This window comes from Exiguobacterium sp. s80 (assembly GCF_018618725.1).
Classification (GTDB): Bacteria; Bacillota; Bacilli; order Exiguobacteriales; family Exiguobacteriaceae; genus Exiguobacterium_A; species Exiguobacterium_A oxidotolerans.
The window spans coordinates 164,437-176,955 of the sequence record NZ_JACSMP010000004.1; the positions used below are offsets into that span (position 1 = coordinate 164,437).

10 protein-coding genes and 1 other annotated feature are annotated in these 12,519 nt (G+C 42.1%); of the genes, 7 read left to right on the forward strand and 3 right to left on the reverse strand.

Annotation, left to right across the window (positions count from 1 at the left end; all coding sequences use genetic code 11):
* The first annotated feature begins 300 nt into the window (after positions 1–300).
* Both KNP94_RS09955 and KNP94_RS09960 read left to right on the forward strand, forming a co-directional pair.
* Positions 301–1,848, forward strand: a complete 1,548-nt coding sequence (locus KNP94_RS09955; protein ID WP_215115617.1) for a peptide ABC transporter substrate-binding protein — start codon at positions 301–303, stop codon at positions 1,846–1,848.
* Between the two features lie 208 nt (positions 1,849–2,056).
* Positions 2,057–3,700, forward strand: a complete 1,644-nt coding sequence (locus KNP94_RS09960; RefSeq protein WP_088837501.1) for a peptide ABC transporter substrate-binding protein — start codon at positions 2,057–2,059, stop codon at positions 3,698–3,700.
* 105 nt (positions 3,701–3,805) lie between these two features.
* Here KNP94_RS09960 and trpS read toward each other — a convergent pair whose 3' ends face one another.
* Positions 3,806–4,810, reverse strand: coding sequence for a tryptophan--tRNA ligase (gene trpS, locus KNP94_RS09965; RefSeq protein WP_239456910.1), 1,005 nt, complete (start codon positions 4,808–4,810; stop codon positions 3,806–3,808).
* 50 nt (positions 4,811–4,860) lie between these two features.
* Positions 4,861–5,069, reverse strand: a binding site (T-box leader).
* A gap of 60 nt (positions 5,070–5,129) precedes the next feature.
* Positions 5,130–5,510, reverse strand: coding sequence for a DUF3899 domain-containing protein (locus KNP94_RS09970; protein ID WP_088837499.1), 381 nt, complete (start codon positions 5,508–5,510; stop codon positions 5,130–5,132).
* A 271-nt stretch (positions 5,511–5,781) separates the two neighbouring features.
* On the opposite strand from KNP94_RS09970, the gene KNP94_RS09975 reads away from it, so the two are divergent.
* The 5 genes from KNP94_RS09975 to KNP94_RS09995 all read left to right on the forward strand — a co-directional run bounded on the left by KNP94_RS09975 (position 5,782) and on the right by KNP94_RS09995 (position 11,738).
* Positions 5,782–7,389 (forward strand): peptide ABC transporter substrate-binding protein, encoded by a 1,608-nt coding sequence (locus KNP94_RS09975; RefSeq protein ID WP_088837498.1) that lies wholly within the window; start codon positions 5,782–5,784, stop codon positions 7,387–7,389.
* 337 nt (positions 7,390–7,726) lie between these two features.
* The gene (opp3b, locus tag KNP94_RS09980; RefSeq protein ID WP_088837497.1) at positions 7,727–8,653 is read left to right on the forward strand and encodes an oligopeptide ABC transporter permease; all 927 of its coding nucleotides are present in this window, start codon (positions 7,727–7,729) and stop codon (positions 8,651–8,653) included.
* Positions 8,653–9,684, forward strand: a complete 1,032-nt coding sequence (opp3C, locus tag KNP94_RS09985; protein ID WP_088837496.1) for an oligopeptide ABC transporter permease — start codon at positions 8,653–8,655, stop codon at positions 9,682–9,684. Before opp3b ends, opp3C begins: the two co-directional genes overlap by 1 nt.
* Positions 9,685–9,711: 27 nt before the next feature.
* The gene (locus KNP94_RS09990; RefSeq protein WP_159173523.1) at positions 9,712–10,785 is read left to right on the forward strand and encodes an ABC transporter ATP-binding protein; all 1,074 of its coding nucleotides are present in this window, start codon (positions 9,712–9,714) and stop codon (positions 10,783–10,785) included.
* Positions 10,785–11,738: an ABC transporter ATP-binding protein gene (locus tag KNP94_RS09995; RefSeq protein ID WP_029330998.1), complete on the forward strand. Its 954-nt coding sequence runs from the start codon at positions 10,785–10,787 to the stop codon at positions 11,736–11,738. Before KNP94_RS09990 ends, KNP94_RS09995 begins: the two co-directional genes overlap by 1 nt.
* A gap of 39 nt (positions 11,739–11,777) precedes the next feature.
* Here the strand turns inward: KNP94_RS09995 and KNP94_RS10000 are convergent, their stop codons facing one another.
* Complete coding sequence (locus tag KNP94_RS10000) at positions 11,778–12,311, reverse strand: HD domain-containing protein (RefSeq protein WP_029330997.1); 534 nt, start codon at positions 12,309–12,311, stop codon at positions 11,778–11,780.
* Positions 12,312–12,519: the final 208 nt, after the last annotated feature.

Below are 12,519 nucleotides of genomic sequence, written 5' to 3' on the forward strand. Positions count from 1 at the left end.
TGCCCGGTTTTCCGTCATAGTATTACCTAAAAAGTGTCATATTTCGTTGACTCCTACGGGAAGAAGTGCGTGTTTAACGCACTTTCAGGGGCAGGCAAGACCCTGCTCGTTGGCCGCTAGGATCCAAGGAGCAACAGCTTGCGCAACGCCCGAGGAAAGCAACGAAAAAAATGCTTTATCTCTTGATAACACTTTGTCTACAGCCTGGAGCGACCTACTGTCAATAAGACAGTAAGGTCGCTTTTTTGGTTGAATTCTGTTTGAATAATAGAGTCACTTTAAAAATAAAAGGGGAAAAATATGTCTAAGCAATTTAAACTGTTTGTTTTAATGTTTTTAGTAATCGGAGTAATCATTAGTGGATTCGTTGTGTTTCAACAAAACACAACAGAGGAAGCCTCTACAAAAAAGCAACAACAGCATATGACAATCATTGAGTCATCGATGCCACGAGTACCGGATATTGCACAGGCAACAGATAATTGTTCACAAACGTTGCTTGCACAATTATATGAAGGACTATTTGTGTTTACTGGCGGTCCATCTGTCCGAAAAGGTCTCGCCCGAACGATGACTGTTTCGGATAACGGCTTGACGTACACGATTGAACTAAAAGAAACAAAGTTCGTTGACGGTACGCCAGTCGAAGCGCAAGATTTTGTTGATAGTTTTCAACGTGTTGCTTCAAATGAGACAAATTCACCATATGGTTTTTTATTTGAAGTTTTTAAAAATGGACGACAAGTCAATGATGGCGAACTCCCACCGAATAAACTTGGTGTTAGAGCAGAAGGAAAATCAACGCTAATCATTGAATTAAATCAGCCGGTTTCGGATTTATCACAATTACTGGCCATGTCTGTCTTTTATCCACAACCTGAAGTAAGCGAATGGTCGGATTTGAATGAAAATGGTCCATTTAAAATGCGTGAGATGAAAAAGGCATCCTACATGCTTGAAAAAAATGATCATTATCATCAAGCGACTGTGGTTCAGCTCGATACCGTCAAAAGTATCACCGCTAAAAGTATGTCAGATCAGGTGACAGCATATCGAAATGATCAGGCAGACATGTTGCCATTAATTGAAGGATTTGATACAAATCTTTTGATGGGGGACGAGCCTACTTATCAAAAAAGTCGGAGCGGAGTCTTTTATCTGGCCTTTAATATGAACGACCCATTATTTAAAAGTCGAAATGCCCGTCAAGCCATCTCTTCTACACTGATGAATCAACAAACACTGAACTTGCCGCTCGGATTATCAGGGAAACCGACGAATCGTTTTGTAGTAACGGCGAGTGACTGGATTTCTCCACCTCAAGAGCAAACAACGACAAAGTGGAAACAGGCAACTAAGAAAAAAGTGAAGGTTGAATTGTTGAATTTTGATGATCAAAAAGCATTGGAGCTAGGGAAAACAATTGAAAAAATTCTTGAAAAGCAGCTGCCTGGAATCGATATTGTTACTAAAAATGTAGATATCGAAGATAAAATACGCCTTGAACAATCTGGTGATTTTTCCATGACGCTGACAGGCTGGATGCCTGACTACCCAGGTCCTCTCGCATATTTAAATCAATTCGTATCCGATAATCCTTTGAATAAAGTAAATTACAATTCAAAAGAATATGACAAATTGATTAAAGAAACAAGAAATGTAAAGACAATAAAAGAAAAAACTGTAGGTTATCGAACTGCTGAAAAAAAATTGATTGAAAAAGATGCGGTCATTATTCCACTTTATCAGACAACGGAAAATATGTTGGTAAAAGAAGGGATAAACGGCTTGACGGTGCCAATTTATGGACCTGAATATTTGCTTCGAACAGTAAAGAAATCGAATTAATCAATTAAGGAAGGACATGGGATGCACCCATGTCCTTCTTATTTTTTTGAAAAAATATTTAGAAAAATCGGATAAAAGCTTTGCAAAATTATCAGAACATTGTAAACTATTTGTAACGGAGAGTTTTGTTCGGCCAAAAAGTACTACTTTTTTTCGGACAAAAACTTTAGATTACTAGCTTTGGAAATTTTAGGGGGGTCATCGTATCATGAAAAAGAAAAGTTTTGCACTCGCTACCTCGGTAGCGCTCGTATCAAGCGCATTCCTTGCTGCTTGTTCGACGACTGATTCAAATGATTCATCGGGCGATAACGGTTCGGACAAAAAATCAAGTGAGCAGACGCTTAACCTGATCGAAAGCGCGGATATCCCGACGCTTAACCCAACAACTTCTACGGACGCTGTTTCTTTCAACGTCTTGAACAACACGATGGAAGGTCTTTACCGTTTGGATGACAAGCAACAGCCAACACCAGGTATTGCAGAAAGCCATACGGTTTCTGACGACAAATTGACGTACACGTTCAAGCTACGTGATGCTAACTGGTCTGATGGTACACCAATCACTGCAAAAGACTTCGAGTACGCTTGGAAAGAAGTGCTTAACCCAGAAAACGCATCGCAATATGCGTACGTATTCTACAACATCGAAGGTGCTGAAGAATACAACACGAAAAAAGGCGAGCGTGACGCGGTAGGCGTTAAAGCAGTTGATGATAAAACGTTCGAAGTAAAATTAAAATCACCTGCAGATTACTTCCTCGGATTGACTGGATTCGGTCCATTCATGCCGAAATCGGAAGAACTTTCGAAAGAAATCGGTAAGGGCTTCGGTACGACAGCTGACAAATCACTTTACAATGGACCATTCAAGTTAACAGAATGGACACGTGAACAAGGCTGGAAAATGGTTAAAAACGATAACTACTGGGATAAAGATAGCGTCAAATTAGACACGATCAATGTTAAGGTCGTAAAAGAAATTTCGACTGCTGTTAACCTTTACGAAAAAGGGACGATCGACCGTACAGGTCTTTCATCTGAATTCGTAGCTCAGTATCAAGATAATAAAGAATTTGAAACTAAAGGTGAATCAACAATCTTCTACCTTTACTTGAATACGAAAGTTGAAGCACTCGAAAATGAAAAAATTCGCCGTGCGATCGACATGGGATATAACAAAAAAGGAATCACGGATGTCATCCTTGCAAACGGATCACTTCCAGCAAACTATCTTGTACCAAAAGACTTCGCGAAAGATGCTGACGGAAAAGACTTCCGTGAAAAGTATCCAACATTCAACGAGTTCAATGCGGATGAAGCGAAAAAACTTTGGGAAGAGGGCTTAAAAGAAATCGGCAAAGATTCAGTCGAACTTGAGCTTCTTAACTATGATAGTGATGATGCGAAGAAAATCGGTGAGTTCTTGAAAGGCGAGCTTGAAAAGAACCTTCCAGGTATGAAAGTCACAATCAAGCAACAACCGTTCAAAAACAAACTTGATCTTGAAAACAAAGGCGACTTCGAATTCTCATTCGCAGGCTGGGGTCCTGACTATCAAGATCCAATGACGTTCCTCGATCTCTTCTTGACTGATGGACCATATAACCGTGGTGACTGGTCAGATCCAGAGTACGACAAACTCATCAAAGATGCACAAACACAAACGGATGCAGCAAAACGTTGGTCTGAGCTTCAAGAAGCAGAGAAAATCCTTCTTGATTCTGCGGGAATCTCACCTGTTTATCAACGTGGACGTGCGTTCCTCGTTAAACCATACGTAAAAGGTGTTGTCGAGCATAACTTCGGCGCAGACTTCTCTTACAAATGGGCTTCGATCGAAGGTAAATAAAATGTCAAGAGAGCGTCTCTAGTGTAGAGATGCTCTCTTTTTTTGACAAAAGGTCCCATACTCTTTACACAAAGAGCACGGGACCTTTTTTAATGAAAGAATTGATTATTTTTTGACTTTAGCACGTTTGCGTTGGAGCCCCATGGCTTTTTCTACTTTAGCAAGTTTACGAGAAGCGACGAGGTCAGCTTTTTCACGGCCTTGATCTAAAATGACATCGAGTTCTTCTGAATCGATTAACTCATAATAGCGCTTTTGAATCGGCTCGAGCTCGGCAATGATTGCTTCAGCAACATCTGCTTTGAACACGCCATAATTTGAACCTTCGTATTTCGCTTCGAGCTCGGCGATGGAGATATTAGCGAGTAGTGAATAGATTTCGAGTAAGTTTGAGACACCCGGTTTGTTTTCCCGATCGAACTTAACAATTCCTTCCGAATCCGTCACGGCCGACTTAATTTTTTTACGGATACTAGCTGGTTCATCGAGCATCGTGATGTAGCCTTTTGGATTCGTATCTGTTTTAGACATTTTTTTCTCTGGTGTCGTCAAACTCATGATACGAGCACCTGTTTCTGCGATGACTGGCTCAGGCATTTTAAAGGTCTCATAGTACCGGCTATTGAATCGTTGTGCTAAGTCGCGTGTCAACTCGATGTGTTGTTTTTGATCTTCACCGACAGGGACGAGTTCCGCATCATATAAAAGGATGTCAGAGGCCATTAACGTCGGATAGACGAAGAGACCTGCGCCAATCCGCTCTTTTCCTTGTGATTTATCTTTATATTGCGTCATGCGTTCAAGTTCACCCATACCTGCTAGGCACGTTAACATCCATCCGAGCTGCGCGTGTGCTTTGACTTCTGATTGGACGAAAATCGTCGCTTTTTCTGGGTCGAGACCACTTGCAATATACAGTGCAGCGAGGGCACGTGTATTGTTCATCAACTCGACACGGTCAATCTCGACTGTGATCGAATGGAGATCGACGATACAATAATAGGCATCATGCTCATCTTGTAAGTTGACAAAATGCTTCATCGCCCCAATGTAGTTTCCTAGCGTGACTGTACCGGTTGGTTTAATACCTGAAAAAATCGTTTTCATAATCGTTTCCCTCCGAAAATAGAATAAAAAAAGATGACTCGTCCCTTGAATAATCAAGGGACGAGTCATCGCGTTGCCACCCAAGTTGCTATGATAATAGCCGCTCTAAACTGCTGTAACGGGCAATCCCGTCTGACTCTACTTCACTGTTCAAGTCAGCCACTCCGAAGTCCATTCCATCTGCATCCACTATCCATTCACACCAACCATGGACTCTCTTAAAGTGACGACTCGATGTACTACTCTTCTTCACCGTGTTATTATACATGTAACTTAACAAGATTTTACCATAGACCATTGTCTAGCGTCACGAAAAATTCGTTTAAACGAATGATAAAAGCAATGAGAAAACAATGCACAATAAGCCGCTAGACAAGTATGGCCCTGTCCGGTTTAAAGAACGTTTCCGCTTTTCTTCATACACTTCGTGCTCTTCATCCTCGTCCTCGTGATACTCACCATCGATTTCTCGTAATCTTGCCTCACGTTGTTTTTTGAACCCGGCAGTCAGTCCTCTAAAAAATCCATTTGCAGACATGTTAGAAAATAATCCGATTGCCATTAAGATGAATCCTGAGATAAATAACCCACCCGAAAAGTGATAAAAAAAAGAATGGGTTGAATCCGTGAAACTCGCCCAAATGGTGTAAATAATCGATAAAATTAAAGCGATTAAAATCGGACGAAACAAGTGAAAACGCATAGTAGTCCCCCTTAATATGGATTATGAATTCATTATACGCAATGCTCCCGAAAGTTACGAATTTATTACGGTTATATATCTTAAAACAGCAAATAGTGTGACTATTCACTTGACGTTATTGTTATTCTCACATAAAATCAACTTATCACTTCGTTTGAATTTTCGAAACCAGGTCAATGCATTTTGGGGAATGCATGTGGATTCGATCCAACGTTATTGATGTCATAACTGTTTATGGCAACTTGAAAATTGAAAAGGAGATGACTCACCGATGAAGAAAAAAACTGTCGGTCTCGCGTTATCAGTCATGCTAGCAGGGAGTGTAGTCCTTGCAGGATGTTCGACGAGCGGAGATAAAGATTCAGGTTCTTCAGACAAGAAAAACTTGCGCTTAACGAGTACGTCCGATATTACGACGGTCGACCCGGCTAAAGCAACGGATTCAGTCGCATTTGATATGATTGGGAACACGATGGAAGGACTCTACCGGTTAGACAAAGAAGGTAAGGCGATTCCTGCACTAGCCGAAAAAACAGATATCTCGAGTGATAACCTCACGTACACGTTTACACTTCGTGAATCGAAATGGTCTGATGGTTCTCCAGTCAAAGCACAAGATTTTGAATTTGCTTGGAAACGTGCAGTTGATCCAGAAACAGGTTCAGGATATGCCTATATCTTTGATACTGTCAAAAATGGTGCAGCTGTCTCACAAGGGAAAAAACCAGTTGATGAATTAGGAGTCAAAGCACTTGATGATAAAACGCTTGAAGTAACACTTGAGCGTCCATCGCCGTACTTCTTGTCACTGACGTCATTTGGAACATATACACCGATTAGTGAAGATTTTTATAAAAAGAACGAAAAAGACTTTTCACTTCAACCGGATAAATTGTTATACAACGGACCATTCGTTTGGACATCTTGGAAAACAGATTCAAAACGTGTCTTGACTAAGAATGAAAACTACTGGGATAAAGATGCCGTCAGTCTTGACGAAGTAACGATTCGTGTCGTTAAAGATTCGTCAACGGTCACTAACCTGTATGAATCGAATGACATCGATTATGCTGGCTTAACATCTGAACAAGTTGCTGTTTATGAATCGAAACCTGAATTCAATACGGCATTACGTTCTACGATCGCTTATTTGAAGTTCAATAACGAAGATGCGACGATGAAAGATGTCAATGCCCGCAAAGCGATCGCTCGCGCAATTGATCCTAAAGGCATCACGGAAACGTTACTTGCGAATGGTTCGATTCCAACAACAAGCTTCATTCCAAAAGACTTCATTAAAGATGAAGCTGGAAAAGACTATACGAGTGACATTAACTGGTTCGATCGTGATGGGAACGAAGCAGCTGATCTTTGGAAAAAAGCAAATGGCGATAAGAAAACAACGATTGAACTATTATCGTTCGACAGCGAAGACTCTAAAAAGACAAGTGAGTACATGAAAGGTCAAATTGAAAGAAACTTGCCGAACGTGACAGTTTCAATCAAACAACAGCCATTCAAGAACAAACTCGATTTAGAGTCTAAAGGTGACTACCAAATGTCGTATTCACTTTGGGGTCCTGATTACCAAGATCCAATGTCGAATTTGTCGATCTTTGAATCAACAAATAGTCAAAACGATGTTAATTACGACTCATCAGCATATGATAAGTTGTTGAATGCTGCCAATAAAGAAGCAGATGTTACGAAACGTCTCGACTTGTTCAAGCAAGCGGAAGCCCAATTGATCGAGAAAGATCAAGCAATTGCGCCATTGTATCAAGCAGGTGCAGCTTACTTGAGCCGTCCGACAGTTGAAAACTTCAAACGCCAATTGTTTGGTGCGGATTTCCAATACAAATATGTTGATATGAAGTAAAAAAACTGGAGCGTCCCGAATTAGGTTCAGGGAACGCTCCTGTTTTATACTACTTTTTCTGAATGTGTAATCATTTCTAAACGAAATGTGAACTATTTGTAAAAAAGATGTTCTAATTACTTTGTTAGCAAAGTATAATGGAATCAAACGAAAAATTCTGAAATATTGGTTAACTGTGAAAAAACAGTGATCATGGGGGGGCATCATATCAGGTTGGGACAAAAAAGAATTTAAAATTTTACAACAAAATTCTTGAATGTTCCGACAATTTTACGTCATACTGGTTTTATTGATGTTTTCGAAAAAAACAGAAAAATCTTTATAGGGGGTGCCATCTATGGGCCGTTATTTAGCTCAACGCCTTACTTACGGCGTACTGACGTTTTTACTCATCGCTTCATTCACGTTCTTCTTGATGGATCTGTTACCAGGTTCACCGTTCCAAAACCAGGAAAAGCTTTCTCCTGAGCAATTGAATATCCTTCGGGATAAGTACAACTTGAATGATCCACTTCCACAACGCTACGCAGCGTACATGGTTAACTTGTTCCAAGGTGACTTAGGAGTATCATTTAAATATGATAGCCGTCCTGTTACAGATTTAATCATGGAACGGATCGGACCGTCAGCTCAATTAGGAGCACAAGCACTTATACTCGGTGTCTTTGCAGGTCTTTTACTTGGTGTCGTTGCGGCACTACGTCATAACACAGCGATTGATTACGGTGCGATGTTTGCATCAGTACTCGGTATTTCAATACCGTCGTTCGTATTTGCTTCGCTTCTTCAATACTACGTAGGAGTGAAATGGGGCATTTTGCCGGTCGCCTTCTGGGAAAGCCCAGCACATACGATTTTGCCTACAATTTCCTTGTCCTTAGGAGTTACTGCCTCCATCGCTCGTTTTGTTCGAACGGAGATGCTCGAGGTAACAGGACAGGATTATGTCACGCTTGCTAAGGCAAAAGGACTAGATGGACAATCGATCACGTGGAAACACATGGTGCGTAATGCCTTGATTCCAGCAATTACGATTCTTGGACCGATGACTGCTGCCTTAATCACAGGAACACTCGTCATTGAAAGAATCTTTGCTGTACCGGGTCTTGGTGAGTTGTTCGTATCATCAATCACGCTAAATGACTATACAGTCATCATGGGAACAACACTGTTCTTCTCAGCGGTCTTCATCCTTATGATTTTGATCGTCGACTTACTGTACGGTGTCGTTGATCCACGGATTCGTTTGGGGGGTAATGAATAATGGCAGAGCAAAATTCAAATGCAAAAACGGAACAATTCGATTCGTCACTGTTTCAAACGGTTGAGTTCAACGAACAAGCCGGAGAGCGTATCGCCGGAAAAAGTTTAAATTTCTGGCAAGATGCCTGGACGCGTCTTATTCGAAATAAAGCAGCGATTCTTTCGCTCATCATCATTCTTATCATTGCGTTACTTTCAATCTTCGGACCGATGATTTCAGGGCGCGATGCTTACACGCAAACAATCACGCAAGCGAAGCTACCACCAAAAGTAACAGGGCTTGAGTGGGCCGGATTTGATGGTATGGCAACATTAGGTGATAAAGAAATTGATTTTTACGAGCAAAAACAAGTAACAGAAAACTACTGGTTCGGAACGGATCATCTCGGACGTGACTCTTGGTCACGTGTCTGGGAAGGTACACGCGTTTCACTCTTTATTGGTGTCATGGCTGCAATCATCGATGTCATCATCGGTGTCACATATGGTGGACTTTCTGCTTACTATGGCGGTCGTGTTGATAACATCATGCAACGTATTACGGAAATCCTGACCGGGATTCCGAACTTAATCTTAATCATTCTGTTCATCTTGATTCTTGAACCGGGGATCACGACGATTATCTTGGCGATGACCATCACCGGATGGATTGGGATGAGTCGACTCGTTCGAGGACAAATCTTGAAACTTAAGAATCAGGAATTTGTACTCGCAGCACGTACGCTTGGGGCTTCTAGCTCACGTTTAATCTTTAAGCATTTGATTCCAAATACTCTTGGAATTATTATCATCTCACTTATGTTCACGATTCCTAGTGCGATTTTCTTCGAAGCGTTCCTTAGCTTCATTGGACTTGGTCTCGCTCCACCGAAACCGTCCCTTGGTACATTGATCAACGAAGGGTACAAAGAATTGAAGACGTTCCCTTACTTGCTTGTCGTGCCATCGACGGTCATCGTACTCCTAATGATCAGCTTTAACATGTTGGCCGATGGATTACGGGATGCGTTTGACCCACGTCTACGCCGCTAACGGAAATTAGAGAGGAGTTCATCCACAATGGAAACTATTTTATCTGTACGCGACCTAACCGTCGCTTTCCATACGTATGCCGGGACGGTACAAGCCGTCCGTGGCGTATCGTTTGATTTAAAAAAAGGTGAAACACTTGCAATCGTTGGTGAATCTGGTTCAGGAAAGTCGGTTACATCAAAAGCAATCATGCGACTGATTCCGAATCCTCCTGGTGAGATCACGAATGGTGAGATTATTTTCGAAGACCGTGACTTAGTCAAGTTGTCGGACAAGGAAATGCAAAAAGTTCGTGGTCGTGACATCGCAATGATCTTCCAGGATCCGATGACATCACTCAACCCGACGATGACAATTTACAAACAGATTGCAGAAGGTTTGAAACGTCACCAAGGCTTGACAGGGGATGCCGCAAAAAAACGGACGCTCGAATTATTGACGCTCGTAGGGATTCCGAATCCGGAAGCACGTTTAAAACAATATCCACACCAATTATCAGGTGGGATGCGTCAACGGATCGTTATCGCGATTGCGTTAGCATGTAACCCGAAAGTTTTGATTGCCGATGAGCCGACGACAGCACTCGACGTTACGATTCAAGCTCAGATTTTAGAGCTCTTAAAAGACATTCAACAAAAAACAGGTACAGCAATCATCTTCATCACGCATGATCTCGGTGTCGTGGCGAACATGGCCGACCGCGTAGCTGTTATGTATGCTGGGAAATTGATTGAAAAAGGTACGGTTGATGAGATTTTCTATGAACCACGCCACCCGTACACATGGGGACTTCTCGGATCGATGCCACGCCCTTCAGATGACCGTTCGCAGGACTTACCGGCGATTCCGGGTACGCCACCGAACTTGCTTCATCCGCCTACAGGTGATGCATTCGCACCACGTAATCAATATGCGATGAAAATTGATTTCGAGAAAGAACCTCCGTTCTTCCGTATCACTGATACACACGAAGCAGCAACGTGGTTGTTACATCCACAAGCTCCTTACGTAGAACCACCAGCAGCCATCCGTGACCTCGCACTGAAATATCGTCCAGATAGTACATTTGCGAAGTCGCTTTTGAAAGGCGGTCTTAAGTAATGGAAAACCGTAATAAATTACTTGAAGTAAAAAATCTAAAGCAACATTTCAATATTGGACGAGGACGTGTCGTCAAAGCAGTAGACGGACTTTCATTTGATATTTATGAAGGAGAAGTACTTGGTCTTGTTGGAGAGTCAGGTTGCGGCAAATCGACGACGGGTCGTTCGATTATCGGACTTTACGATGCGACAGACGGGGAAGTCTTGTTCAAAGGTGAGAATGTCCATGCGAAGAAATCACGTAAAGAAAAATTGAAGTTCAACCGTGCGATGCAAATGATTTTCCAAGATCCTTACGCATCTCTAAATCCACGGATGACAGTCGGAGATATCATCGCAGAAGGAATTGATATCCACGGACTTGCGAAATCAAAAGAAGAGCGAGATAACCGTGTCTACGACTTGTTAGAAACAGTAGGTTTGACGAAAGAACACGCGAGTCGTTACCCCCACGAATTCTCTGGTGGTCAGCGTCAACGGATTGGGATCGCACGTGCACTAGCAGTAGAACCGGACTTCATCATTGCCGATGAGCCGATCTCGGCACTTGACGTTTCCATCCAAGCACAGGTCGTCAACTTGATGAAACAATTACAACGTGATCGCAGTTTGACGTATTTATTCATCGCCCACGATCTTTCGATGGTTAAATATATTTCGGACCGGATTGGTGTTATGTATCAAGGTCACCTTGTTGAGTTATGTGATGCGGATCGTTTGTACGAGAACCCAGTTCATGCGTATACGAAGTCGCTCTTATCTGCAATCCCGCTACCGGATCCAGAGCACGAACGGACACGTAAACGGATTGTCTATGATCGCCCGACAGGCGGAGCCGTTGGTAAATCGAGTGAAGATTCGAGTATCCCTGCACTTCGTGAAATCGAGCCGGGACATTACGTCTCGATGACGGATGCTGAGCTTGAAGCGTATCAAGCACAACTCGTCTAATAAAAAAAGCATTCCTGAATCGTTCAGGAATGCCTTTTTTTAGTTTTCGGAAGCGATTCGTGGAAGGTTACTAAAGCGATGGACAACTGAATCTAATGCATCAAGACGTTTGACGGCTTCATCAAAGGGGATTTTCTCATAATGATGCAAACCACCCGGTTGCTCTTCTAACGTATCGGCATCGTGGACGAGTTGTTGGAGTGGGGTCCGGTTAATTGTACCTGGTGGGAGATATGAATCCGTGTGTAAGAGGACGGCAAGCGAGATTTCTTTTGCGCGTGCCGGCTCTTCCCCTAAACGAATTAATAACTTATGGGCACGTTCTGCTCCTTTAATCGCATGAATATCATTTTGACGGTAAAGATCATAATTCCATGTTCCATCCGTATACCATTCATAATGGCCGATGTCATGAAGCAGTGCTGCTTTTGTCGCCGAATCAGCATCAAGACCACGCTGTGTCGCAAGCGTCAATGCCCGTTCCGCAACGGAAATCGCATGATTGAGCCCAGAACGCTCTAAATATTTTTGGGCAATCGGGTGTTCGATAATTGTAACTAAAGTAACTGGCATAACTGAAATGCTCCTTTCAACGAGTAAGTATTTCTATATACTCTACGTGAATTTGCAAGTAATTGCAACTCTCTGCTTAAATGAACGCAACAATCTCACACATTTAATTAACCGAAGTAGGAATAGAATTTAGGCAAACGTGGTATACTAATTAATGTAGAAGATGATAATTCAGCTTTCGTTGGTTGCTTGTTCTTTTTTCGGACCG